The sequence below is a fragment of the Rhodococcus sp. DK176 genome, from assembly GCF_038447315.2.
Classification (GTDB): domain Bacteria; phylum Actinomycetota; class Actinomycetes; order Mycobacteriales; family Mycobacteriaceae; genus Rhodococcus_F; species Rhodococcus_F jostii_A.
This window is the reverse complement of record NZ_CP118321.2, coordinates 1,608,597-1,632,355: the sequence shown is the minus strand read 5'-3', so window position 1 is coordinate 1,632,355 and position 23,759 is coordinate 1,608,597. Positions and strand designations below refer to the sequence as shown.

Below are 23,759 nucleotides of genomic sequence, written 5' to 3'. Positions count from 1 at the left end.
CGGAAAGTGACGCAGATCGCATACGTGGCGACACTCCGGCGTCGACCGTGGTGAGCTGGGCGTTCGTGATTCGAGGTGACTGCGAGGAGTCCGAGGGGTGAACGACTCGCCACGGGCAGATGAACGTCGGAAACAGACCGCTCGGACAGTGGAATTGCCCGCGCGCGAAGGCGAAGTCGCTGGTTAGGGTGCCCTCATGCACGTTCTGTTCATCTGCAGCGGGAACGTCTGCCGCTCGCCGATTGCAGAGCGGCTGACGCACGCGTACGCGCGTGCCCACGACCTGCCGAACCTCACCGCGGAGAGCGCCGGTGTCCGCGCCCTCGTGGGCTTTCCGATCGAACCCGTCGCCGCCCGCGTCATCGAAGGCCTGGGCGCGAGCGCCGAGGGATTCCGAGCGCGGCGCCTGCGGCCCGAGATGATCAAACGCGCCGACCTCGTCCTCGCGATGACCGAGCAGATCCGGGACCGTTCGATGGAACTGCTCCTCGGGACGAGCCACTGCACGTTCACGCTTGTCGAGGCCCGCCGGATCGCCATCGACACCGGTGCCCGCACCGTCGCCGAACTCGCCATTGCGCGAAGGGAGTACGGGCCCATCGACGACGCGAACATCAGCGACCCCGTCGGCCTCGGCGAGGCGGCGTTCACGCAGGTGGGAGATCGAATCGCCGCCGAACTGATGCCGCTGCTCGACGCACTCGACCTCGGCAGCGGCACGAAGATGCGGGAACCCGAACCCGAACCCGAACCGCTGCCGTCCCCGGTCGTCCACCTGCCCCTGTCGCCCAGGCCGTTGATCGCGGCGCGGGCGGCGTCGTCGATCCTCGACTATCCCGTCAGCTGGTCGCGCTGAACTGATAGTTGGCGAATCTCTCGTCCACCTGCTCGGCCGTCAGCCCGAATTCCTCGAGTGTGTACTTGTGGGACGGGCGGCGGTCGCCGCTGCGACTTTCGGCGTGCATCGCCTCCATCGCCGACTGGGCCGACGAGCTGAGATCGAGCCCGAAGTGCGTGTAGACCCCTTCGACAGTGCCGAGCGGATCGGCCACGAAATCGTGGTAGTCGACGTCGATGAACTGAGCGGGGTCGTGCCGGGCGCGGGCCGCGGTGAACTGCTCCAGGCCCCGTGCCCACAGCTCGAGTTGGCTCTCCCCGATGACGCTGCCCCGGAACTTCTCCGACCACCCTTCCGTCGCCTGTTCCGCCAGGCTGCACACCGACGGGACGATCGTGCGCGGCGGCCGGTGGGTCTGGACGATCAGGGCATCCGGATACACCGCGAGCAACTCGTCGAGCGCGAACAGGTGGCTGGGATTCTTCAGCACCCAGCGGCGGTCCCGATCGGGAAGTCCGATCAGCTGCAAGTTCTTCTTGTGCCGCTGATAGGCGTTGGTCCAGTCCTGGCCTTCCAGCCAGCGGGAGTACGTCGGGAGAGAGGCCAGGCACTCGTAGGAGATCGATTTGAACGTCTGCCGCAGCAGTTGCCAGCACTCCTCGACCTCGCTCGCCGACATGTAGTGCACGCCCATGAATTCGGGGCGCTCGATGTGGTGGCGGCTGAAGCCCTCCTCGATCTTCAAAAACACGGGATTCGATTCCCACGTCTCACGCGGCGGCCGGGGCTGGGGCATCTCGGTCAGCCACATCTCCAGGCCCTGATGCGACGGGTCCGCGGTGAGCAGCCGATGCAGCGCCGTCGTCCCCGTGCGGGGAAGTCCGGTGACGAAGATCGGCCGCTCGATCCGCACGTCCGCGTGCTCGGGGTTCTGCTTCCACGCCGCCTCGCTCAGCAGCCGCGCCACCAGGGCGCCGCGGAGGAACACCCGGGACACCTTGCTGCCGAGCGGGGTCAGCTGCTCGTCGACGTGATACGAGTCCAGCAGGACGCCGAGGGCCTCGGTGTAGTCGTCCACGCCGAAGTCGGTGAGGCCGGTCAGACGGGTGGCCGAGGCGTGAAGGTCCTCGACCGTGCCGACGGTGGTGCGCTCGCTCATGATGCTCCGGTTCTCGTCGCTAATGATGGAATTCGCCGCAGTTGACGTCGAGGCACTGGCCGGTCACGGCGCTCGCCAACGGTGAGGCCAGGAAGATCACGGCGTCGGCCACCTCCTCGGTGGTGGGGAGCCTCTTCAGATCGGTGTTCGCGGCGGTGTGCTCGTAGATCTGCTCGACGGTCGTCCCGTACTTCTCGGCCTGGTGCGTGAAGTACTGTTTCAGCGTGTCTCCCCAGATATAGCCGGGAGCAACGGAATTGACGCGGATTCCCTGCGGTCCCAGTTCCGTGGCGAGCGACTGCGACGTCGCGAGCAGGGCGGATTTGGCCATCTTGTAGCTGCCGTACCGCTCCTGCGAGTGCCGGAGCACCATCGAGTTGATGTTCACCACCGCTCCGTTCGCTTCGGCGAGCGCGGGGGTGAACAGCTGGGTCAGCCGCAGCGCCCCGAGCACGGTCAGCTCGAAACTGCTGCGGAGGTGGTCGAATTCCGTGCGGGCCAGCGGTTTCATCGACGGAACCGAGAACGCGTTGTTGATCAGCACGTCGACCTTGCCGTACGCGTCGACGGCCGCGGACACCAGATTCTCGGCCGACGCCTGATCCGTGATGTCGGTCGGGACGGTCACCGCGCGGCGGCCGACGGCGATGATCTCCTTGGCCACCTCGTCGAGACGCGATGCGGTGCGGGCGGCCAGCACCACGTCCGCGCCGGCGTCGGCGCAGCGGACGGCGAGGGTGCGGCCCAGGGCCGGTCCGACGCCGGAGATGACGACCACCCTGTCCTGCAGGAGTTGCGGAGCAGTCATGGCGGTCACCCCAGCATCCGGTCCGCGACCGCGGCCTGGCGTGCGGCGATGCGTGCGGCGAAGTCCTCGGGCGAGATCTTGTTGGAGTCGTAGTACGGCAGCGCCCGATGGATCTCGTCGAACTTCACGACCTCGATGCGGGGCCCGTCGGCCGGGGTCAGTTCGCGGGAGACGCGTTGCCAGCGGAACTGCAGGTACCCGCGGAGGTGCCCGACGGTGGCGATCCAGTTGGCCACGCCGGGGTTGCGCTCGCTGACGACGAGACGGATGTGGTCGTCCGGATCCACCTGCGACTGGGCGACGTTCAGCGAGGTCTGGTGATTGACGTAGTCGAGGGAGATGTACCACATGCTGCCCAGCTGAAAACCCTGGTAGGGCACATCGGCTTTCGGGACGGTGATGACGATGGCCTCGTCGTCGGCGAGTTCGTAGTGCCCGACGGACGAGTACTGCGTGGCGAGGCCGCCCGGCGTCAGCCGCGGTTCGGTCATCGTGTTCACCGGCAGGTTCAGATAGAACCACTCCGGGAACTGCAGCCACGTCTTGACCCGGGAGACGAGGGCTCTGCCCGCACGGGCGTAACGCTTCTCGACGGCTTCCCGGGTGAGCGGACCCGGAGGAGTACCCGTCGTATCCGCCCTGGCGATGCGGATGGTGCCGCGCTGCTGGCTCCAGTCGCTGTACACCTCCCGGACCACCAGTTGCGACGAACCCGGCGCGAGGGTGAAGTAGTTGCGCCTGCCTGAGCTCTCGTCGGGGCCGAATCGCACCTCGAACGAGCCGTCGGGGGCGATGTCGATCTCGCGGTCGTCGAACGCGGTGACACTGCCGGGTACGTGTGCGGCCGTGTAGTTTCCGCTCAGCACCTGGAAGCTCAGGTCCGCGGTGGTGCCGCGCCGCCCGGTGACCACGTATTCGACGTCGTCGTTGATCCGCGCGCCGAAGTACAGCGTGTCGGGGTTGTCGAGGCCCATCTTCATGTACGGGCCGGTGCCCGAGATGAACGTCGGGTGCGACTGTTCGGTGGCCCAGGCCGCGTGCGTCGTGGCGAGAATGCCGCCGGCGAGGTACTGGTAGCCCTCCAGCAGATCCTGTTCGGTGCGGATGTGGGGGGCGCCCTCGATCAGTTTCTCGGCCTCGGCCATGGCGTCGGCGAATGGGTCGGTCAGCACACCGTGCTCCTCACGATGGGGGTGGTACAAATATGTACCTGCGTGGTAGAACGTTGATGAACCGACAATAGAACGTGTTCTAAGGAGTGGTCAATGGGGCACGAGGACGAGACGCCTGACCGGGCGCAGGGCCGACGGTCGCCGCCCACCGAACGTGTGGTGCAGGTGCTCGACTTCCTGGTGGCGCGCAAGGAGCACCGCTTCGGGTTGTCGGAGCTGGCCCGGCAGCTCGACATCAGCAAGCCCACCTGCCTGGGAATCCTCACCGAACTGGCCCGCGGCGGCTACCTCGTCCGGGATCCCGCCACCAAGACGTACGGCCTCGGGCCCGCCCTCATCGCGGCCGGCCGCGCGGCGCAGCAAGGATTCGCGGCCGGGCCGGTGGCGCGCAGGCATCTCGCCGTGCTCAGCGAGGAGTTCCGGACGACGTGCACGGCGTCGGCGGTGGTCGGCGACCGCATCACCGTCCTGGAGCTGACGAGTCCGCCGGGTGTGCGGGCCGCCGCCAAGGTCGGGGAGATGTACCCGTTCGCGCCGCCCGTCGGCCTGATGTACGTGCTGTGGGACGGCGACGACGCGCTGCAGTCGTGGTTGCGCCGGGAGCCGACCCTGCCGGTGCGTCTCGACCGCGACCGGTTGCGCACCGTGGTGGACGAGTGTTCCCGGGCCGGGTATCTCGTGGAGACGCTCACTCCGGTTGGTCAGCGCCTGCACACGCTCATGGCCGGGGTTGCCGCGCACGACCTGCCGCCGGAGTTGCGCGACGTGCTCGGTGAGATGGTGTCCAGCCTGGGGGAGCGGGTGTACCTGGACGCCGAACGCGCGGACCCCGCTGCGCCGCACCCCGTCAGTCTCATCGCCGCGCCGACGTACGACCCCGAGGGGCATCAGGCGATGGTCCTGACGCTCTATGTGGGCGCCGAACTCGCGCCGTCGGAGATCGCGCGGCGGGGCAAGGCTCTCGCTGCGGCCGCGGACGCGATCACGGCGGAGGTGGGCGGCCGCCGGCCGCGGTGACACCGGGCATTGACCGCAATCTGGAACACGTTCTATTCTCGGAGGTGCAATCATTTTCGACCGAGCTGGTCCAAATGTGGACCAGTGACCGGTAAGGCACTCGCGACGAGGAGTCGCCCATGACCGCACTGCCCGTGTACGAGTTGTCCCATCTCGGCGCGCTCGAAGCCGAAGCCGTGCACATCTTCCGAGAAGTGGCCGCCACGTTCGAGCGTCCGGTTCTGCTGTTCTCCGGCGGCAAGGACTCGGTGGTGATGCTCCACGTGGCCGCCAAGGCGTTCTGGCCCGCACCGCTCCCGTTCGCCGTCATGCACGTCGACACCGGCCACAACTTCGACGAGGTCATCGAATTCCGCGACCGGACCGTCGACCGCCTCGACCTGCGGATGGTGGTGTCCAGCGTGCAGGACGACATCGACGCCGGCCGCGTCAGCGAGGAGACGGGTCCGCGGGCCAGCCGCAACCGTCTCCAGACCACGGCGCTGCTGCGCGGGATCCGGGACAACGGATTCGACGCCATCTTCGGCGGCGCCCGCCGCGACGAGGAGAAGGCCCGCGCGAAGGAGCGGGTGTTCAGCTTCCGCGACGAGTTCGGGCAGTGGGATCCGCGGGCGCAGCGCCCCGAGTTGTGGAGCCTCTACAACGGCAGGCACCGCAAGGGGGAGCACATCCGGGTGTTCCCGCTGTCCAACTGGACCGAACTCGACATCTGGCAGTACATCAGCGAGGAGAAGATCGAACTGCCGCCCCTGTACTACGCGCACCGCAGGGAGGTCGTGCCCCGCGACGGAATGCTGTTGGCGCACACCCGGTTCCTGACCCTGCTCCCCGGTGACGAGCCGTACGAGGCCCTCGTCCGCTTCCGGACCGTCGGCGACGCCACGTGCACGGGCTGCGTCGAGTCGTCGGCAACCACCGCCGCGGCCGTGGTCACCGAGGTCGCCGCGAGCAGGCTGACCGAGCGCGGGGCCACCCGGGCCGACGACCGGATCTCCGAGGCCGGCATGGAAGACCGCAAGAAGGAAGGGTACTTCTGATGCCGCAGCTACTGCGGGTCGCGACCGCGGGCAGCGTCGACGACGGCAAGTCCACCCTCATCGGCCGGCTGCTGTACGACTCCAAGGCGATCTTCGAGGATCAGCTCGAGGCGGTCGAACGCACCAGCCGCGAGCGGGGCGACGAGCACGCCGACCTGGCACTGCTCACCGACGGTCTGCGCGCCGAACGCGAACAGGGCATCACCATCGACGTCGCGCACCGCTATTTCGCCACACCGCACCGCAAGTTCATCATCGCGGACACGCCGGGGCACGAGCAGTACACCCGGAACATGGTGACCGGCGCGTCCACCGCCGACCTGGCCCTCATCCTCGTCGACGCCCGCAAGGGGATCCTCGAGCAGACGCGCCGCCACGCGTTCATCGCCAGCCTCCTCGGAATTCCCCACCTCGTGCTGTGCGTCAACAAGATGGATCTCGTCGGATGGTCCGAGGAACGGTTCGAGGAGATCAAGGAGGAGTTCCGGCAGTTCGCGATCAAACTCGAGGTCCACGACCTCACGTTCATCCCGGTGTCGGCGCTGCGCGGCGACAACATCGCGCAGCGCACCGCCAACATGGCCTGGTACGGGGGCGCGTCGCTGCTGCACTACCTCGAGCAGGTCCACGTGGCATCCGACCGCAACCTCATCGACGCGCGGTTCCCGGTGCAGTACGTGGTCCGGCCGCAGCGCCGGACCGATTCCGCGCTGCACGATTTCCGCGGATACGCGGGCACGGTCGCCAGCGGCGTGTTCAAGCCGGGTGACGAGGTGGTGGTGCTGCCGTCCGGATTCACCTCCACCGTCAGCGCCATCTGGGGTCCCGGCGGAACCCGCCTCGACGAGGCGTTCGCACCGTCGGCGGTGTGCGTGCAGCTCGCCGACCAGCTGGACGTGGGTCGCGGAGACGTGCTGTGCCGCCCCAACAACCGTCCGCTCGTCGGGCAGGAACTCGACGCGATGGTCTGCTGGTTCAGCGAACAGTCCTCGCTGACGCCGGACGCGCGGTACACGCTGCTGCACACCACCCGCGCCACCAGAGCGTCCGTCGCGCGGCTCGACTACCGCCTCGACGTGAACACCCTGCACCGCGACGAGTCCGCACAGTCGCTCTCGCTCAACGAGATCGGCCGTGTCCAGTTGAGGACGTCGCAGCCGCTGATGTTCGACCCGTACCGCCGCAACCACGTGACGGGCAGTTTCATCCTCGTCGACGAGTCGACCCACAACACCGTCGCCGCCGGCATGATCACCGGGCCGACGCTGTCGCGGTCCAAAGTGGTGTGGCACGCCGCGGCCGTCTCGCGGGACGAGCGGGCGACGCGGGGTCGCACGGTGTGGCTGACCGGACTGTCGGCGTCGGGAAAGTCGACGGTCGCGGTGGAACTCGAGCGACGTCTCGTCGCGGCCGGGGTGCCCGCCTACCGGCTGGACGGCGACAACCTGCGTCACGGTCTCAACGCCGACCTCGGTTTCAGTGCCGAGGACCGCGCCGAGAACGTGCGCCGCGTCGGCGCCGTGGCACAACTGCTCGCGGACTCCGGGGTGGTCGCGATCGCGTCCCTGATCAGCCCGTACCGCGCCGACCGGGACCGCGTCCGGGAGCAGCACCGGGCTGCCGGGCTCGACTTCGTCGAGGTGTTCGTCGACACGCCGGTGGAGCAGTGCGAGGCGCGGGACCCCAAGGGCATGTACGCGAAAGCCCGCGCGGGGGAGATCACCGGGTTCACCGGGGTCGACGACCCGTACGAGGCCCCGGAGCACGCCGAACTCGTCCTCCGGCCCGGGGAGGGCACGCCGACCGAACAAGCCGAGAGAATTATGGAATTGTTGAGACGTGATCACTGACGCACGACTCGCGGCCGACATCGCCTCCGGTGCCGGTGCCCTGCTGCTGGACATCCGCACCGCGGGACTCGGATCGGCGGACGGTCGTGAACTGGGCAGGCGGGGCGACGTCGCCGCCGACGCGTTCATTCTCGGCAAGCTCTCCGCGGAGCGACCCGACGACGCGATCCTCTCCGAGGAGTCCGCCGACGACCGGTCGCGGCTGGAGAGTTCCCGGGTGTGGATCATCGACCCGCTCGACGGTTCCAAGGAGTACGGACTGCCCGGTCACTCGGATTGGGCGGTGCACGTCGCACTGTGGGAACGCGGCCGGGGCATCACGGCGGCAGCGGTCGCGCAACCGGCACTGGGTGCGGTGTATGCCAGTGACGACGACAGCCACGCGGTGCATACCGAACAGCTCCCGGCACGACCACGGATCGTCGTGTCCGCGAGCAGGCCGCCCGCCTTCGTCGACGCCGTCGCGACGGAGATCGGTGCCGAGGTCACCACCATGGGTTCGGCCGGAGCGAAGGCGATGGCCGTGCTTCGTGGGGACGTGGACGCCTACATCCACGCGGGTGGGCAGTGGGAATGGGACTCGGCCGCCCCCGTCGGCGTCGCCGAGGCTGCGGGCCTGCACTGCTCGCGGATCGACGGAACTCCGTTGGATTACAACGAGTCCCACCCCTACCTGCCCGACCTCCTGATCTGCCGACCGGAGCTGGCTCGGCCGCTGCTCGCCGCGATCGCGACACACGCCACCGACACGGCCGACAGCGGCCGGGTCGCGATGGCCAGGGCCTATATCGATGCGCTGGTCAGCCACGACGCCACCAAGGTGCGTCTCGCGGACAATGCATGGCGCGTGGAGAACGGGCAGCATACGGGCGAATCGGGGGCCTTCATCCGGGACGAACTCGAGAACGGCCTGCAGTATCAGGCCATCCAGGCCGTGCGCGAACTCTCCTTCCACGAGTGGGGTGACAACGTGGTGGCGCGGTTCGTGCTCGATCTCGGCGCCACGCCCACCGAGGTGACGTCCGTCCGGATCACGGAACACTTCGACATCCCGGCCGGGGCGATCCAGTCCGTCATGGCCATCATCGAACCGTCCGCGATCGAAAGGGAGAACCGATGACTCCGGATCAACTGGTCACCCAATTCTGCGCCGAGTGGATCGAGCCCGATCCGGCGAAGATCGCGGAGTACTTCGCGGAAGATGCCGTTTACCACAACATTCCGATGGAACCCGTCATCGGGCGTGAGGCGATCCGCGAGTTCGTCGCCGGCTTCATCGCGGCGTTCGGCGGCATCGACTTCCGTGTGCACCGGCAGGTCACCGATGGCGGTCAGAGCCCCAACGCCGAGGAATCGAGCGGGGTGGTGATGAACGAGCGGATCGACGTGTTCACGCTGAACGGCAACGTCGTCGAACTGCCCGTCGTCGGGGTCTTCGAGATCACCGGCGGCAAGATCACCACCTGGCGCGACTACTTCGACATGGCACCGATCCAGGCTGCTGCCGGCGGTGGATAGCGGCCCGATGATCGCCGTCGCGGCCGGGGAGATCACGCTGTCGGATCGGCGGACCACCCGCAGCTGGAGCGTTGAGCTGAATGCCTTCGAGGTCGCCGTCCACCCTGTGACGCAGGGAGAGTACGCCGAGATCACCGGCGAGTGGCCGGGCACGACGCGGGGAACGCGGCTGCCGGTCGACGGAGTGTCGTGGCGGGACGCGATCCTGTTCTGCAACACCCTGTCCGAGCGCGCCGGGCTCGGCGCTGCCTATCGCGTGACCGGCAACGACGTCGTGTGGGACACCACGGCCGACGGGTACCGGCTTCCGGCCGAGGCGGAATGGGAACGCGCCTGCCGGGCGGGCACCACGGGTCCGCGGTACGGCCCGCTCGACGCGATTGCGTGGTACCGCGGCAACTCCGACGGCCGGTCGCGGGATGTGGGCGGGAAGCAGCCGAACGCCTGGGGCCTGCACGACACCCTGGGCAATGTGTGGGAGTGGTGCTGGGATCTGTACGACCCCGAGGTGTACGGCACCTACCGGGTACTGCGCGGCGGTGGGTGGTTCGACGAGCACTGGAGTTGCCGTGCCTCCGTGCGTCGGCGCAGTCACCCGACCTATCGCATCGACGACGTTGGATTCCGTCTGGCTCGGGGTGCATTCACTCCGGAATAAATGTTGACGTCAGGTTCAAGTTAGCTCTACGCTGAGCTCGGGAGTATGACGACGGTCACACCCGGAGAGGGCGAGTCTGTATGAGCCAGGTCAACACGGTCCGCGGACCGATCGACAGCGCCGAACTCGGACGCACCTACATGCACGAACACGTGTTCGTGCTGACGCCCGACGTGCAGCAGAACTACCCGGACGAGTGGGGGAGCGAGGACGAGCGGGTCGCCGACGCCGTCACCAAGCTGCGCGCGCTGGCGGCGCAGGGTGTCCGGACCATCGTCGACCCCACCGTCGTCGGCCTCGGCCGGTACATCCCGCGCATCCAGCGGGTCGCGGAACAGCTTCCCGAGCTGAACATCGTTGCGGCAACAGGGCTGTACACCTACGACGACGTGCCGTTCTTCTTCCACTACCGCGGTCCGGCGCTGGATGCGATCGTGGGGGCCGAGGTCCCCGACCCGATGGTGGACATGTTCGTGAATGACATCGAAGAGGGGATCGCCGGCACCGGGGTTCGCGCGGGGCTGCTCAAGTGCGCGATCGACCACCAGGGGCCCACGCCCGGTGTCGAGCGGGTGATGCGGGCCGTCGCGAAGGCGCATCGGCGCACGGGCGTTCCCATCACGGTGCACACCCACCCCGGCAGTGAGGCCGGAGTGCACGTCAAACGTGTGATGTGCGACGAGGAGGGGGTGCGGCCGGACCGGATCGTGCTCGGGCACAGCGGAGACAGCACCGACATCGAGCATCTGACGAGCCTCGCCGAGGCCGGCTTCGTTCTCGGGATGGACCGGTTCGGGATCAACCTCGAGACGACGTTCGAGGCCCGCGCCGACACGCTCGTCGAGATGTGCCGCCGGGGATTCGCGGGGCAGATGGTCCTATCGCAGGACGCCTCCTGCTACATCGACTGGATCGACCCCAACCTGATGGCCGCGCTCCCGCAGTGGCACTACCTGCACATCGAGAACGACGTGTTGCCGTACGTCCGCGAGCGGGGTGTCACCGAGAAGATGATCACCGAGATGCTGGTCGAGGTGCCTCGGCGATACTTCGAGAACGTCGACCCCTACTGACATGTCGCGCCCGCGAATCGCACCCACGCCACCGGTCACGGCCAGGGGCGTCCGCACCCGCGATCGTCTCGTTGCCGCCGCCCGGGTGGTGTTCGAGCGGGAGGGGTACCTCGACGCCCGTCTCGTCGACATCAGCAAGGAGGCCGGACTCTCGACCGGATCGTTCTACACCTACTTCACCAACAAGGAGGAGGTGTTCGCGGCGGTCGTCGAGGTCACGCAGAACGACCTGCTGCATCCCGGCATGGGACGGGTCGCGGACGAAGGCGACGTGCACGCGGTGGTGGAGGCGAGCATCCGCGCCTACCTGCACGCGTGCCGCCGGAATGCGCGACTGCTGGCCCTGCTCGAGCAGGTCGCGCACGTCGACCCCGCATTCCGTGAACTGGAACGCTCACGGGACGAGACGTTCTACCGCCGGAACGCGCGGGCGATCGCCGATCTGCAGGACCGCGGTCTCGCCGACGCGTCGCTCGATCCGATGCTGACGTCGAAGGCGTTGTCCGCCATGGTCGGAAGGATGGCCTACAGCTATTTCGTCGGACCGCCGAGCGAGCGGAGATCACTCACCTTCGAGCAGTTGACCGCCGGACTCGCGCGGATGTGGACGAACGCGCTACGCGTCCCCGACCGCGTGTGAGGAGCTGTCAGTAGCCGGGTGCGTGGAGGATGCGCAGAACGAGGTCGGCGTTGATGTCGCCCAGCTCCTCCGGTGTGAATTCGCCGTCGGGGCTGTACCACCGGCAGATGTCCACCGCGAGCGACATGATCGCCAGTACCGCGACGCGGGGGTCGGGGATCAGGAACACCCCCTGATCGATCCCGTTCTGCACCTCCCGGATTGCCGCGACCCGGATCTGGAGCCGGGTCTCGGCGACCACCTCGCGGTGTTCGGGGGCGAGATGCCTGCTCTCGTACTGGGCGATGCGCGCGCGCCGGAAGTTCCGGGCGTGCATGATGCTGAATTCGCGGACCAGTGCCCGGACACGGTCGATGGGATCGGTGAACGGCGCCACGGCCTCCAGCACCAGCGCGAGCGCGCGCTCGTTCGACCGGCGGACGAGCTGGAACAGCAAATCCTCCTTGGAGGGGAAGTGCACGTACATCGCGGAGGGGCTCATCCCGGCCATGGTGGAGATGTCCCTCGTGCGGGTGGCTTCGAAACCCTTGTCGGAGAACAGCGTCGTCGCCGCCCGGAGCAGGCGTTCCTCGGATGTCGGCGGACCCGGGCTCGGCTCCTCGGTCGCGGACACGTCGTCTCGCAATTCGGTCATCGGTAGTCCTCTCCGCCGTTTCGAGCTTCGTCCGCACCGGCGGGATCCGGCAAGATCAATCCCCTCGAGTGATTGACATCACACAGCTATTCAAACACACTAAGCAAGCGCTCACTGACTTGAAGTTGGCGTCATGTTCTGAAAAGTCTCATTCCCACATCCATACGAAGACCTATCTCGAGGAGTGATCGGATGACTACATCCGCGGTGCAGCCGAGTAAGGACGCAGCCGGCGACACAGCCGTCTCGCGCAAGCGTGCACATCGGAAGCTGCTTGCGGCGGGGCTCGTCGGCAGCTCGATCGAGTGGTACGACTTCTTCCTGTACGGAACCGCTGCGGCACTGGTCTTTCCCCACGTCTTCTTCCCCGACTCGTCGGCGTTGATGGGCACCCTGCTCTCGTTCAGCACATTCTGGGCGGGCTTCGTCGCACGCCCACTCGGCGGCCTCGTGGCCGGGCACTTCGGCGACAAGTACGGCCGCAAGCCGGCCGTCGTCACCTGCCTGCTGTTCATGGGACTGGCGACGTTCCTCATCGGCTGCCTTCCGGGTGCCGCGACCATCGGCGTCGCGGCCCCGATCCTGCTGGTGGCCCTGCGGTTCGTCCAGGGCCTCGCCTGCGGTGGTCAATGGGGTGGGATCGTCCTGCTGCTGACCGAATCGGCGAGCCCGAAGCGCCGGGGATTCTCCGGGACCTTCGGCCAGATGGGCGTCTCCTTCGGCGTCCTGCTCGGCAACCTCGTATTCCTCGGCGCCACGGCGGCGATCTCGAACGAGGCGTTCCTCAGCTGGGGCTGGCGGATCCCGTTCTTCGCGAGCGCACTGCTGTTCCCGGTGGTGCTCTACATCCAGACCAAGGTCGAGGACACCCCCGAATTCCGGGACCTGCAGGAGGAGGCGCAGAAGAAGAACAAGACCGTCGTCCGCGCACCGCTGACGGAGGCGATCAAGGAACACTGGCGCAAGATCCTGCTCGGCTGCGGCCTGCTCGCGGCCACCAACTCCCTGTTCTACATCTCCATTGCCGGCGTGCTCAGCTACGGCACCGCGGAACTGGGAATGAAGCGCAACGACCTGCTCGCGATCTCGCTGCTCAGCGCCGGACTCACGGTCGGTGTCGTGCTGTGGTCCGGGCACATGTCCGACAGGATCGGGCGCAGGCCGATGATCCTGATCGGCGCGGCGATGATCATCGTGTGGGCGTTCCCGTACTTCTGGCTGATCAACACCCGGAACCTGCTGCTGTTCTTCATCGCCGTCACGGTCGGCAGCGTCTTCCAGTCCATGACCTACGGCCCGATCGCCGCATACATGGGTGAACTGTTCGCTCCCAACGTCCGATACTCGGCGGCGTCGCTCGCGTACCAGCTGGCGGCGATCACGGTGAGCGGCGGCACTCCGTTCATCATGACCGCGCTGATCGCCAAGACCGGAACCACCACGTTCGTCGCCGTCTTCGTCGCACTGATGGGGCTGGTCACGTTCCTCTGCGCGTGGAAGCTCCGCGAGACCAACACCGCCGAGGTCCGGAACGATCCCACCGCCGTACCCGGCGCCCAGTTCTACTAGCCGGCACTTCCGGGCGGCGTGGGGTGGCTGGGATCCAGCCACCCCACAGCCGTCAGTCCGGCACCGTCAGCACGATCCGGCCCTCGCAGTCCCCGGATTCGAGCAGGCGGTGCGCCTCGGCGGCCTGCGCCAGCGGCAGCGTGGCGTGCGGCATGCTCACCGTGCCCGCGGCCACCCATGCGATCGCGCGGCGCGCGGCGGCCTCCGCGGCAGTCGGATCCTGCATCAGCAGTCCACCGACGTTGAAACCCAGGACGGCGCGGTTGGCGAGCCACAACTCGTTGGCCCCGACCCGCACGTCGTCCTCTCCGCTCGCATTGCCCACGGCGAGAAGCCGGCCCAGCGGCGCCAGCACCTCGAGGCTCTCGGCGCGCAACCGGCCGCCGACCGGGTCCACGACGATGTCCACCGAATCGATGCCCGCGTCCGACAGAGCGATGCGGAATCCGTTGCTCGACATCACCAGGTCGTATCCGTACCGCTCGGCCTCCGCCGCACGCCGGGAGGACCGGACCGTGCCCAGCACCTGCGCGGCGCCGAGCCGACGGGCCACCTGTGCAGTGATTCCCGAGAGGGCACCTGTGGCGCCGTGGATCAGCACCTGACTTCCCGGGCCGACATTGCCCACGAGTTCCAGAGACAGCAGCGCCGTGGTCGTGTTCGGGACCACCGCGACCGCCTCGGCCGCATCGAGGCGAGGGTCGACGGAATCCAGCGGGATCGTGATGGCCGCATCGGCCACCGACACCTCGGCATAACCGCCCGCGGTGGGGCGAGAGAGCGTCACGACGGGCTGGCCGACCCGCAGATGATGTACGCCGGCACCGACTTCCCGCACCGTTCCCGCCACCTCGAGGCCGGGCACGATCGGTGGTGTCCCACCGAATTCACCACGCCGCATGAGGACGTCCGCCAACCCGACCGCGGCGTGCGACACGTCGATACTCACCTGGCCGGGCCCCGGTTCCGGAACGGCGAGGTCGGCCGCCTCGAGGACGTCTACCTCGCCGAAGCGTGAAATGGTGATCGCGCGCATGCCTACCTCGTCATCTCGTCGTCGCACGGGTACGGCCGCCACCGTAGTACGGTGACGGCCGCGACGAGCCCTCCGAGCGTGTGTGCTGTCAGTGGTCGCCGATCTCCAGCACGAGCTTGCCGGTGTTGGCGCCGTCGAACAGCAGATTGAGTGTGCGGCCGAAGGCCTCGACGCCCCCGGTCTCCACCTGCTCGCGGGTCACGATCTCCCCGGCGCGGATCCACTCCGACATCGCCTCCATGCCCTCGGGGAACCGGTCGAGGTAGTCGAACACGATGAACCCGGTCATCGACGCCCGGTTGACCAGCAGCGACAGATACCGGGACGGGCCGGGCTGCGGGTCGGTGGCGTTGTATCCGGAGATCGCACCGCACAGCGCGACCCGGGCGTTCTTGCGGAGCCGGGCCAGTGCGGCGTCGAGGATCTCGCCGCCGACGTTGTCGAAGTAGATGTCGATTCCGTCCGGTGCGGCGGCGCGCAGCGCCTTCCCGACCGATTCGGATTTGTAGTCGATCGCCGCGTCGAAACCCAGATCCTCGGTCAGCCACGCGCACTTCTCCGGGCCGCCGGCGATGCCGATCACGGTGGCGCCCTTCAGCTTGGCGATCTGCCCGGCGATACTCCCGACCGCTCCCGCCGCACCCGAGATGAGCACGGTGTCGCCCTTTTCCAGCTTGCCGACGTCGGTGAGGCCGAAATAGGCGGTCATGCCGGGAAACCCGAGCGCGCCCAGCCATGTCGGTGCCGGGGCGAGCGACTCGTCGACGGCGAGAGCGCCGCGGCCGTCGGAGAGCGCGAACTCCTGCACGCCGAACTGCCCGGAGACCAGTTGCCCCTCCGGGAACTTCGCGTTCTTCGACGCCACCACCCGGCCGACGGCATGGGTGCGCATCACCTCACCGATCGCCACCGGCGGCACGTACGACTTCACGTCGTCGAGCCACCCGCGCATCGCGGGGTCGAGGGACACGTAGTCCACCTTCACGGTGAATTCGCCGTCCGCGGGTTCGGGGATCGGTTCCGACGTGATCTCCCAGGTGGAGTCGTCGGGACGGCCGACCGGGCGCTTCGCCAGTCGGACCTGCCTGTTCACGGATGTCACGGTGTTCACCTTTCGGGTACTTCTGCGGTCAATGCGTCGTTCTTCAGTGCGGTCCGGTCGATCGACCGCTTGAGGATCTTTCCGGTCGACCCCTTGGGGAGGGAATCGACGATCGCGACGATCCGGGGAATCTTGTATGCGGACAGTCGTTCCCGCGCCCAGCTGGTCAGTTCGCCGCCGTCCAGTCCGGAACCGGGGACGGTGGCCACGACCGCGGCCACCTCCTCGCCGTAGTGATCGTCGGGAACACCCACGACGGCGGCCTCGAGGATGTCGGGGTGTGTGTACAACACCTCCTCGACTTCGCTCGGGTACACGTTGTAGCCGCCGCGGATGATGAGGTCCTTCACCCGGTCGACGATGCGCAGATCCCCGTCCGCATCGATCTCACCCAGATCGCCCGTGCGCAGCCAGCCGTCCGCGTCCAGGACGGCCGCCGTGTCGGACGGCCGGTTCCAGTAGCCCTTCATCACGGTCGCCCCCTTCACGAACACCTCGCCGACGGTGCCGGGAGGGCAGGCGGTGTCGTCGTGGTCCCGCACCTCGACCTCCAGCCGGGGCACCGCGCGTCCGGTGTAGCCGATCTTTCCGCCGCGGTCGATGTCGTTGAACGTGCCGAACGCGGTGGTTTCGGTGAGCCCGTATCCCTCGAGGATGGTGCACCCGAAGCGGGACTCGAATTCGCGGGCCACTTCGCCCGGCAGCGACGCGCCCCCGGAGATGGCGATGCGCAGTTGGATGAAGTCCTGCGAGTCGGCGCCGTCCGCGGCGTGGAGCATTGCGTTCCACATCGTCGGCACCCCGGCCATGATCGTGAGCCGGTCGCGTCGCAGGAGGGCGAGCATCGCGGCCGGGTCGAACCGCGCCAGCAGCGACAGCGACCCGCCGCCCGTGAACGTCGCCATCATGACCGAGGCCTGGCCGAAGACGTGGAACAGGGGAAGCCCGGTGCCCGTCCGGTCGTCGCTGGAACCGCGACTGCATTCGGCGCCGATCTCACCGCCGGACAACAGGTTCCCGACCGTCAGCTCCGCGCCCTTCGGCCGCCCGGTGGTGCCGGACGTGTAGAGGATGGCGGCGGTGTCGTCGCGGTCCCGCTCGACGACGGGAACCGGCTCGGCGTCCGGTGCGGCGGCACCGGGTGCGAGCGTCCAGATGGGGATGTCCAACGCGGACGCGGCGTCGCCGATCGCGGGCCCGAGTTCGTGCCACACGATGGCGAGCGCGGCGCCGGCGTCCGCGAGGACGTACTCGGTCTCGGGCCGGGTGGACATCGTGTTCACCGGGACCACGACGCACCCCGCCGCCTGAATTCCCAGATACGCCACCACGAATTCGGGCACGGAGGGTGCGGCCAGGAGGACTCTGCTGCCGGGGGACAGGCCCGCTCGGGTGAGTGCTCCCGCATACCGGGTGCTCGCGTCGCGCAACTGTCCGTAGGTCAGGGTGCTGTCCGCGCCCCGTAGCGCGATGTTGCCGGGAGTGGCGTCCGCGTGGCGGGACACCGGATCGATCACGTTTGCCATGTCGTCAACCTCCGACGCGGTAGCAGGATTATCCGGCCTCGACGACGCGGGCGACGGACTCGGACACGACCACCGGCTTGTCGGAGCCCTCGCGCTCGACGACCTGGCTCATCGTCACCTGGATGCCGCCCCCGACCTGTTCCGCGGACTGCACGGTGGCGCGCATCCGGATGCGTGAACCCACCGGCACCGGCGCGGGGAAACGCACCTTGTTGTAGCCGTAGTTCAGGCTGTGGGCGAAACCGTCGAACCGCAGCAGGGTCGCCGACAGTGCCGGTCCGAGGGACAGGCTGTACAACCCGTGCGCGATGGTGCTGCCGAGCGGGCTGGCGGCGGCGCGCTCGGGATCGATGTGAATCCACTGGTGGTCGCCGGTCGCGTCGGCGAAGGCGTTGACGCGTTCCTGGGTGACGTCGTGCCAGTCGGTGGGGCCCAGCTCCTTGCCGATCAGCGCCGTGAGCTCGTCGAAGCTCGCGGGGCGAACGGGCAGTGCGGTGGTGTCGGTCATCTGTCTCCCTCAATTCCGGGTGGTGCAGGGCCTGGATGTGTCACGTTGGCTGCATCGAACTTCGAGGTGTTCGTCGAACTCCGACACTTGAACTTGACGACGGATTCAACTATACAAAAGAGAGACGCGAGTCACAACGCACGGCGAAGGAGAGGACACCTCGTGAAGGTTGCACAGAAGGTCGCCATCGTGACCGGCGGTGGAGGCGGTATCGGCGGAGCGATCGCAGACCGTCTCGCCGACCAGGGTGCCAAGGTGCTGGTCGCCGATCTCGATCCGAACGCAGCCGCCGCGGTTGCGGACCGAATCAACGCACGCCACCCCGGAACGGCCGTCGCCGAGGGCGCCGACGTCGCGGACGCCGATCAGATCCGGCGCATCATCGAGCGCGCCGAGACCGAGTTCGGCCCGGTCGATCTCTACTTCGCCAACGCCGGTATCGCGGGAGCACCCGGCCTCGACGCCGACGACGCCGGCTGGGATCTCGCGATCGACGTCAACGTCCGCGCCCACATCCGCGCCGCCCGGCAACTCGTGCCGAAGTGGATCGAGCGGGGGGAGGGGTACTTCGTGTCGACCGCGTCCGCGGCCGGGCTCCTCACTCAGATCGGCTCGGCCACCTACGCCGTCACCAAGCATGCGGCTGTCGCGTTCTCCGAATGGCTGTCGGTCACCTACGGGGACAACGGAGTCCGGGTCAGCTGCCTCTGTCCGATGGGAGTCGAGACGAAGTTGATGCGCTCCGGCGAGAACTCGGGTGATCCACTCGGCGTCGCGGCCACCCGGGCCGTCGTCTCGGCAGGCGACGTGCTGCAGCCGGAGCAGGTCGCCGACATCGTGCTCGACGCCGTGGACCGGGAGACGTTCCTGATCCTGCCCCACGAGAGCGTCCTCACCATGTACCGGCAGAAGGGGTCCGACTACGACCGCTGGCTCCGCGGGATGCGCCGCTACCAGAGTTCGCTGATGGAGCACGCGTGACACCCGAGCACGCAGACCTGGTCCTCGCCGAGCGGCGCGGACCGGTCCTGGTGCTGACGTTCAACCGGCCGGACAAGCTGAACGCCTGGACCGACGACCTCGAGGACCGCTACTTCACGCTGCTGAGCGACGCCGAGGACGACCCCGGCGTACGCGCGATCGTCGTGACCGGAGCCGGGCGCGGGTTCTGCGCAGGCGCCGACCTCGGACGCCTGCAGGCCGTCGGTGACGTCTCCGAAGAAGACCTCCTCCGACCGCGTCCCCGCGACCTTCCCGCGACACTGCGCAAGCCGCTGATCGGGGCGATCAACGGGGTCGCCGCCGGGCTCGGAATGGTGGAAGCCCTCTACTGCGACGTCCGGTTCGCCTCGGCGTCCGCCCGGTTCACGACCGCCTTCGCCAAGCGGGGACTGATCGCCGAATACGGCATCTCCTGGCTGCTGCCCCGGCTCGTGGGACGCAGCCGCGCCGCCGACCTGCTGCTGTCGAGCCGCATGGTGGACGCCGAGGAGGCACTGCGCATCGGACTCGTCGACCACCTCGTGCCGGACGGTTCGGTCGTCGACGCCGCGGTCGCGTATGCCGAACAGCTGTCGGCGCACTGCTCCCCGACGTCGATGGCCGTCATCAAGGACCAACTACAGAACGATGCGGACGGCACCTACGCCGAGTCCGTGGCCCGCGCGGAAGGCCTGATGTTGCAGGCGTTCCGCGGGGCCGATCTCGTCGAGGGCATACAGAGTCACCTCGACAAGCGCACACCCATGTTTCCCTCACTACCCGTCAGGAGTTCCCATGTCCCTGTTTGACATCTCGGATCGCGCCCAGCAGTTGCAGACCGATCTGCTGGAGTTCATGGATTCGCATGTGTATCCGGCGGAGGCGGTGTACGAGGAGCAGATGCGGGAGTCGGGGGATCCGCATTTCCAGCCGCCGGTGTTGGAGGAGTTGAAGGCGGAGGCGCGGCGGCGGGGGTTGTGGAATCTGTTTCATCCGCATCCGGGGACGGGTGCGGGGTTGACGAATCTCGAGTATGCGCCGTTGGCGGAGATCATGGGGCGCAGTCATATTGCGTCGGAGGCGTGCAATTGTAATGCGCCGGATACGGGCAATATGGAGGTGCTGGAGTTGTTCGGTACGGCCGAGCACAAGGAGAAGTATCTGACGCCGTTGCTGGAGGGGACGATGGCGTCGGCGTTCGCGATGACGGAGCCGGCGGTGGCGAGTTCGGATGCGACGAATGTGGAGTTGTCGATGGTCCGGGACGGTGACGAGTATGTGCTGAACGGGCGGAAGTGGTTTGCGTCGAATGCGTTGCATCGTAATTGCCGGGTGTTGATCGTGATGGGGAAGACGGATCCGTCGGCGGCGCCGCATCGGCAGCAGTCGATGATGGTGGTGCCGATCGATGCGCCGGGGGTGACGGTGATGCGGGGGTTGCCGGTGTTCGGGTATCAGGATCGTGAGGGGCATGCGGAGATCGATTTCGCGGATGTGCGGGTTCCGGTCGAGGATGTGCTGAAGGGGGAGGGGGAGGGTTTCGCGATTTCGCAGGCGCGCCTGGGTCCGGGTCGGATTCACCATTGCATGCGGGCGATCGGGATGGCGGAGCGGGCGTTGGAGTTGATGTGTCGTCGGGCGTCGTCGCGGGTGACGTTCGGTAAGCCGGTCAGTGAGAATGCGAATGTTCAGGATTGGATTGCGGAGGCGCGGATCGAGATCGAGATGATTCGGTTGTTGACGCTGAAGGCGGCGTATCTGATGGATACGGTGGGGAACAAGGAGGCGCGGACGGAGATCGCGGCGATCAAGGTGGCGGCTCCGAATATTGCGCTCAAGATTGTGGATCGGGCGATTCAGGTGCACGGTGGGGCCGGCGTGACCGACGACTTCCCCCTCGCCATGGCCTGGGCGCACCTGCGCACGCTGCGCCTGGCGGACGGTCCCGACGAGGTCCACAAGCGCGCCATCGCACGGCAGGAACTTCGGCAGTACCGCGACGCCGCCGTCAGCGCCTCCACCAACGGACACAAGGTTGCGGTGAGCTGACATGGCCGGACTCGACCTCACCGGACGCACCGCGATCGTCACCGGCGCCTCGCGGGGCATCGGCCTGGCCGTCGCCAAGGCCATCGCGGCCGCGGGCGGCAACGTGGTGCTCACCTCACGGTCCCAGGAATCGGCCGACGCCGCCGCGGCCCAGGTCGGGGGCACCGCGATCGGAATTGCTGCCCACGCCGTCGACGAAGAGGCCGCCCGGCGCTGCGTCGACGTCACCCTCGAACGCTTCGGCAGCCTGGACATCCTGGTCAACAATGCGGGAACGAACCCTTCGTTCGGGCCGGTCATCGACCAGGACCACGCGCGATTCGCCAAGACCTTCGACGTGAACCTGTGGGCGCCGGTGCTGTGGACCGGGCTCGTCACGAAGGCGTGGATGGGCGAGCACGGCGGCGCCGTGGTCAACACCGCCTCCATCGGCGGCATGGCCTTCGAGGCGAACATCGGCCTGTACAACGCGTCCAAGGCCGCGCTGATTCACGTCACCAAGCAACTGGCACTGGAACTCTCACCGAAGGTGCGGGTCAACGCCGTCGCCCCGGGTGTGGTGCGGACCAAGCTGGCCGAGGCGCTGTGGAAGGAACACGAGCAGGCCGTGTCGGCGTCCACGGCCCTGGGACGGATCGGTGAACCCGAGGACATCGCGTCCGCGGTCGCGTTCCTCGTCTCCGATGCCGCGAGCTGGATCACCGGCGAAACCATGGTGATCGACGGCGGTCAACTGCTCGGCGACGCCCTCCCGTTCCGGCAGGGGGCCCAACTCGGTGTCTAGCGTGGACGTCGTCGGCATCGACATCGAGGCCGTGAGCCGCTGGTTCGGCACGCTCGGCATCGACAGTGCCGGACCGCTGACCTTTGACCGGATCGGACTCGGACAGTCCAACCTCACCTACCTCGTCCGGGACGAGGCGGGTGGCAGATGGGTGCTCCGGCGCCCGCCCCTCGGACACCTGCTGGCGTCGGCCCACGACGTCGCACGGGAGGCGCGGATCCTCTCCGCCCTCGAGGACACCGCGGTGCCCACCCCGCGGGTATTCGGGCTCACCGACGACCCGGAGGTGACCGAGGTACCGCTGCTGCTGATGGAGTTCGTCGACGGACAGGTCGTCGATCGCATGTCGATCGCGGAGTCCCTGACGCCGGAACGTCGCCGGGCGATCGGTCTGTCGCTGCCGCGGACGCTGGCGAAGATCCACGCGGTGGACCTCGACCGGACCGGGTTGACCGACCTGGCCAGCCACAAGCCGTATGCGCAGCGTCAGCTCAAGCGGTGGTCGGGTCAGTGGGAGAAGTCGAAGACCCGCGAGCTGCCCGCCCTCGACGACCTGACACGGCGGCTCGCCGCCTCGGTACCGGAGCAGCGGGAACTGACACTGGTGCACGGCGACTTCCACCTGCGCAACGTCATCACCTCGCACCAGACCGGGGAGGTGACCGCGGCCCTGGACTGGGAGTTGTGCACCCTCGGCGACCCGCTCGCCGACGTCGGCAGCCTGCTCGCGTACTGGCCGGAGCCGGGCGAGACCACCGGCGGCGACTTCCCCGCGTCCACCCTCGACGGTTTCCCGGACCGGGTGGAGATCGCCGGGGTGTACCTCGACGAGACCGGCCGCGACCCGGAGGCCCTGGCGTTCTGGCACGTCCTCGGCCTCTGGAAGGTCGCGGTCATCGCCGAGGGCGTCATGCGCCGCGCGCGGGACGAACCGCAGAACAAGGCGGCCGCGGGCACCCCGACCGTCGAGCGTATCGACGACCTCGTGGCCAAGGCGTGCGACATCGCCGCCCGGGCCGGAATCTGATCACACGACGATGGAGAACTTCATGAAGCGAACGGCAATCGTCACCGGCGCAGCACGGGGCATCGGTGCCGCGGTGGCGAAGAAACTGGCGAGCGACGGGTACGCGGTGGCCGTGCTCGACCTCGACGAGTCCGCCTGCGCGGCAACCGTCGACGCCATCGAGTCCACCGGAGGCCGGGCACTCGCCGTGGGCGCGAACGTCGCCGACGAGGCGTCGGTCGCCGCGGCAGTCGAGCGGGTGGCGACCGAACTCGGTGCCCCGACGATCCTGATCAACAACGCCGGGATCACCCGCGACAACCTGCTGTTCAAGATGACCGTCGACGACTGGGACGCCGTGATGAACGTGCACCTGCGCGGTGCGTTCCTGATGTCGCGGGCCGTGCAGCAGCACATGGTCGACGCCGGGTTCGGCCGCATCGTCAACCTCTCGAGCACGTCCGCACTCGGTAACCGCGGGCAGGTCAACTACTCCGCCGCCAAGGCGGGCATGCAGGGCTTCACCAAGACCCTCGCCATCGAACTGGGCAAGTTCGGGGTCACCGCCAACGCGATCGCGCCCGGCTTCATCGAGACCGAGATGACCGCCGCCACCGCCGAACGGGTGGGTGTCGGATTCGAGGACTTCAAGAAGGCGGCGGCGTCGCAGATCCCCGTCAACCGCGTCGGACAGCCCGAGGACATCGCCAACACCGCGTCGTTCCTGGCGAGTGAGGGTGCCGGATTCGTGTCCGGACAAGTGATCTACGTGGCCGGCGGACCGAAGGACTGAG

The 23,759-nt window shown here is 67.9% G+C and carries 24 protein-coding genes; 16 read left to right on the top strand and 8 right to left on the bottom strand.

The genetic code is table 11. From position 1 onward, the window contains the following. Window positions 1–196: 196 nt before the first annotated feature. Entirely contained in the window at window positions 197–856 is a 660-nt protein-coding gene (locus PSR88_RS07705) for a protein-tyrosine-phosphatase (protein ID WP_016880278.1), read from the top strand. On the opposite strand, the gene PSR88_RS07700 is transcribed toward PSR88_RS07705, so the two are convergent. The 3 genes from PSR88_RS07700 to PSR88_RS07690 are packed head-to-tail and all read right to left on the bottom strand — an operon-like array spanning window position 840 to window position 3,977. Further along, on the bottom strand, window positions 840–1,997 hold the full coding sequence (locus PSR88_RS07700; protein ID WP_016880277.1) for a sulfotransferase family protein: 1,158 nt from the start codon (window positions 1,995–1,997) through the stop codon (window positions 840–842). The two genes, PSR88_RS07705 and PSR88_RS07700, sit on opposite strands and share 17 nt — an antisense overlap. Window positions 1,998–2,016: 19 nt before the next feature. Then, a complete protein-coding gene (locus PSR88_RS07695) occupies window positions 2,017–2,805 on the bottom strand; it encodes an SDR family oxidoreductase (RefSeq protein ID WP_029537716.1) in 789 nt (262 codons plus the stop codon). A 5-nt stretch (window positions 2,806–2,810) separates the two neighbouring features. Continuing rightward, window positions 2,811–3,977, bottom strand: coding sequence for a hypothetical protein (locus PSR88_RS07690; protein WP_011594500.1), 1,167 nt, complete (start codon window positions 3,975–3,977; stop codon window positions 2,811–2,813). Window positions 3,978–4,070: 93 nt separating this feature from the next. On the opposite strand from PSR88_RS07690, the gene PSR88_RS07685 reads away from it, so the two are divergent. From PSR88_RS07685 to PSR88_RS07650, 8 genes are all read left to right on the top strand, one after another. Next, on the top strand, window positions 4,071–4,994 hold the full coding sequence (locus PSR88_RS07685; RefSeq protein ID WP_011594499.1) for a helix-turn-helix domain-containing protein: 924 nt from the start codon (window positions 4,071–4,073) through the stop codon (window positions 4,992–4,994). A gap of 119 nt (window positions 4,995–5,113) precedes the next feature. Continuing rightward, window positions 5,114–6,031, top strand: a complete 918-nt coding sequence (gene cysD / locus PSR88_RS07680) for a sulfate adenylyltransferase subunit CysD (RefSeq protein WP_016880275.1) — start codon at window positions 5,114–5,116, stop codon at window positions 6,029–6,031. Next, window positions 6,031–7,881, top strand: a complete 1,851-nt coding sequence (cysC, locus tag PSR88_RS07675; RefSeq protein ID WP_016880274.1) for an adenylyl-sulfate kinase — start codon at window positions 6,031–6,033, stop codon at window positions 7,879–7,881. Before cysD ends, cysC begins: the two co-directional genes overlap by 1 nt. Beyond that, a complete protein-coding gene (locus PSR88_RS07670; protein ID WP_011594496.1) occupies window positions 7,871–9,001 on the top strand; it encodes a 3'(2'),5'-bisphosphate nucleotidase CysQ in 1,131 nt (376 codons plus the stop codon). Before cysC ends, PSR88_RS07670 begins: the two co-directional genes overlap by 11 nt. After that, window positions 8,998–9,399, top strand: a complete 402-nt coding sequence (locus PSR88_RS07665) for a nuclear transport factor 2 family protein (protein ID WP_016880273.1) — start codon at window positions 8,998–9,000, stop codon at window positions 9,397–9,399. The genes PSR88_RS07670 and PSR88_RS07665 overlap by 4 nt, the downstream gene beginning before the upstream one ends. 7 nt (window positions 9,400–9,406) lie before the next feature. Next, the gene (locus PSR88_RS07660; RefSeq protein ID WP_016880272.1) at window positions 9,407–10,057 is read left to right on the top strand and encodes a formylglycine-generating enzyme family protein; all 651 of its coding nucleotides are present in this window, start codon (window positions 9,407–9,409) and stop codon (window positions 10,055–10,057) included. A gap of 80 nt (window positions 10,058–10,137) precedes the next feature. Further along, window positions 10,138–11,130, top strand: a complete 993-nt coding sequence (locus PSR88_RS07655) for a phosphotriesterase (RefSeq protein ID WP_016880271.1) — start codon at window positions 10,138–10,140, stop codon at window positions 11,128–11,130. Window position 11,131: 1 nt separating this feature from the next. Then, window positions 11,132–11,770: a TetR/AcrR family transcriptional regulator gene (locus PSR88_RS07650; protein ID WP_009474203.1), complete on the top strand. Its 639-nt coding sequence runs from the start codon at window positions 11,132–11,134 to the stop codon at window positions 11,768–11,770. Between the two features lie 7 nt (window positions 11,771–11,777). Here PSR88_RS07650 and PSR88_RS07645 read toward each other — a convergent pair whose 3' ends face one another. Continuing rightward, window positions 11,778–12,404: a TetR/AcrR family transcriptional regulator gene (locus tag PSR88_RS07645; protein WP_016880270.1), complete on the bottom strand. Its 627-nt coding sequence runs from the start codon at window positions 12,402–12,404 to the stop codon at window positions 11,778–11,780. Between the two features lie 192 nt (window positions 12,405–12,596). Between PSR88_RS07645 and PSR88_RS07640 the strand changes: the two genes are divergently transcribed. Next, window positions 12,597–13,973, top strand: a complete 1,377-nt coding sequence (locus tag PSR88_RS07640) for an MFS transporter (protein WP_016880269.1) — start codon at window positions 12,597–12,599, stop codon at window positions 13,971–13,973. 52 nt (window positions 13,974–14,025) lie between these two features. On the opposite strand, the gene PSR88_RS07635 is transcribed toward PSR88_RS07640, so the two are convergent. From PSR88_RS07635 to PSR88_RS07620, 4 genes are all read right to left on the bottom strand, one after another. Next, entirely contained in the window at window positions 14,026–15,009 is a 984-nt protein-coding gene (locus PSR88_RS07635) for a zinc-binding alcohol dehydrogenase family protein (RefSeq protein WP_016880268.1), read from the bottom strand. An 88-nt stretch (window positions 15,010–15,097) separates the two neighbouring features. Further along, entirely contained in the window at window positions 15,098–16,111 is a 1,014-nt protein-coding gene (locus PSR88_RS07630; RefSeq protein WP_009474199.1) for an NADP-dependent oxidoreductase, read from the bottom strand. Window positions 16,112–16,116: 5 nt separating this feature from the next. Beyond that, complete coding sequence (locus PSR88_RS07625; RefSeq protein ID WP_016880266.1) at window positions 16,117–17,637, bottom strand: AMP-binding protein; 1,521 nt, start codon at window positions 17,635–17,637, stop codon at window positions 16,117–16,119. Window positions 17,638–17,665: 28 nt separating this feature from the next. Next, complete coding sequence (locus PSR88_RS07620; protein ID WP_009474197.1) at window positions 17,666–18,145, bottom strand: MaoC family dehydratase; 480 nt, start codon at window positions 18,143–18,145, stop codon at window positions 17,666–17,668. 162 nt (window positions 18,146–18,307) lie between these two features. Here PSR88_RS07620 and PSR88_RS07615 point away from each other — a divergent pair, with 162 nt between their 5' ends. From PSR88_RS07615 to fabG, 6 genes are read left to right on the top strand one after another with little or no spacing between them, the layout of a single operon-like run. Continuing rightward, entirely contained in the window at window positions 18,308–19,126 is an 819-nt protein-coding gene (locus PSR88_RS07615; protein ID WP_011594489.1) for an SDR family oxidoreductase, read from the top strand. Next, window positions 19,123–19,935: an enoyl-CoA hydratase-related protein gene (locus PSR88_RS07610; RefSeq protein ID WP_011594488.1), complete on the top strand. Its 813-nt coding sequence runs from the start codon at window positions 19,123–19,125 to the stop codon at window positions 19,933–19,935. The genes PSR88_RS07615 and PSR88_RS07610 overlap by 4 nt, the downstream gene beginning before the upstream one ends. Beyond that, window positions 19,922–21,175, top strand: a complete 1,254-nt coding sequence (locus PSR88_RS07605) for an acyl-CoA dehydrogenase family protein (protein ID WP_011594487.1) — start codon at window positions 19,922–19,924, stop codon at window positions 21,173–21,175. Before PSR88_RS07610 ends, PSR88_RS07605 begins: the two co-directional genes overlap by 14 nt. Window position 21,176: 1 nt before the next feature. Then, window positions 21,177–21,959, top strand: coding sequence for an SDR family oxidoreductase (locus tag PSR88_RS07600; protein ID WP_011594486.1), 783 nt, complete (start codon window positions 21,177–21,179; stop codon window positions 21,957–21,959). Then, window positions 21,952–22,986: a phosphotransferase family protein gene (locus PSR88_RS07595; RefSeq protein ID WP_011594485.1), complete on the top strand. Its 1,035-nt coding sequence runs from the start codon at window positions 21,952–21,954 to the stop codon at window positions 22,984–22,986. The genes PSR88_RS07600 and PSR88_RS07595 overlap by 8 nt, the downstream gene beginning before the upstream one ends. Before the next feature lie 10 nt (window positions 22,987–22,996). Further along, complete coding sequence (gene fabG / locus PSR88_RS07590) at window positions 22,997–23,758, top strand: 3-oxoacyl-ACP reductase FabG (RefSeq protein ID WP_009474191.1); 762 nt, start codon at window positions 22,997–22,999, stop codon at window positions 23,756–23,758. The last annotated feature ends 1 nt before the right edge of the window (window position 23,759 follow it).

What these genes read in the sequence shown, in the direction of transcription:
- PSR88_RS07705 (WP_016880278.1), top strand. Translation starts at nt 197, where the DNA reads ATGCACGTTCTGTTCATCTGCAGCGGGAACGTCTGCCGCTCGCCGATT.
- PSR88_RS07700 (WP_016880277.1), bottom strand. Translation starts at nt 1,997, where the DNA reads ATGAGCGAGCGCACCACCGTCGGCACGGTCGAGGACCTTCACGCCTCG.
- PSR88_RS07695 (WP_029537716.1), bottom strand. Translation starts at nt 2,805, where the DNA reads ATGACTGCTCCGCAACTCCTGCAGGACAGGGTGGTCGTCATCTCCGGC.
- PSR88_RS07685 (WP_011594499.1), top strand. Translation starts at nt 4,071, where the DNA reads ATGGGGCACGAGGACGAGACGCCTGACCGGGCGCAGGGCCGACGGTCG.
- cysD (WP_016880275.1), top strand. Translation starts at nt 5,114, where the DNA reads ATGACCGCACTGCCCGTGTACGAGTTGTCCCATCTCGGCGCGCTCGAA.
- cysC (WP_016880274.1), top strand. Translation starts at nt 6,031, where the DNA reads ATGCCGCAGCTACTGCGGGTCGCGACCGCGGGCAGCGTCGACGACGGC.
- PSR88_RS07665 (WP_016880273.1), top strand. Translation starts at nt 8,998, where the DNA reads ATGACTCCGGATCAACTGGTCACCCAATTCTGCGCCGAGTGGATCGAG.
- PSR88_RS07660 (WP_016880272.1), top strand. Translation starts at nt 9,407, where the DNA reads ATGATCGCCGTCGCGGCCGGGGAGATCACGCTGTCGGATCGGCGGACC.
- PSR88_RS07655 (WP_016880271.1), top strand. Translation starts at nt 10,138, where the DNA reads ATGAGCCAGGTCAACACGGTCCGCGGACCGATCGACAGCGCCGAACTC.
- PSR88_RS07650 (WP_009474203.1), top strand. Translation starts at nt 11,132, where the DNA reads ATGTCGCGCCCGCGAATCGCACCCACGCCACCGGTCACGGCCAGGGGC.
- PSR88_RS07645 (WP_016880270.1), bottom strand. Translation starts at nt 12,404, where the DNA reads ATGACCGAATTGCGAGACGACGTGTCCGCGACCGAGGAGCCGAGCCCG.
- PSR88_RS07640 (WP_016880269.1), top strand. Translation starts at nt 12,597, where the DNA reads ATGACTACATCCGCGGTGCAGCCGAGTAAGGACGCAGCCGGCGACACA.
- PSR88_RS07635 (WP_016880268.1), bottom strand. Translation starts at nt 15,009, where the DNA reads ATGCGCGCGATCACCATTTCACGCTTCGGCGAGGTAGACGTCCTCGAG.
- PSR88_RS07625 (WP_016880266.1), bottom strand. Translation starts at nt 17,637, where the DNA reads ATGGCAAACGTGATCGATCCGGTGTCCCGCCACGCGGACGCCACTCCC.
- PSR88_RS07620 (WP_009474197.1), bottom strand. Translation starts at nt 18,145, where the DNA reads ATGACCGACACCACCGCACTGCCCGTTCGCCCCGCGAGCTTCGACGAG.
- PSR88_RS07605 (WP_011594487.1), top strand. Translation starts at nt 19,922, where the DNA reads ATGTCCCTGTTTGACATCTCGGATCGCGCCCAGCAGTTGCAGACCGAT.
- PSR88_RS07600 (WP_011594486.1), top strand. Translation starts at nt 21,177, where the DNA reads ATGGCCGGACTCGACCTCACCGGACGCACCGCGATCGTCACCGGCGCC.
- fabG (WP_009474191.1), top strand. Translation starts at nt 22,997, where the DNA reads ATGGAGAACTTCATGAAGCGAACGGCAATCGTCACCGGCGCAGCACGG.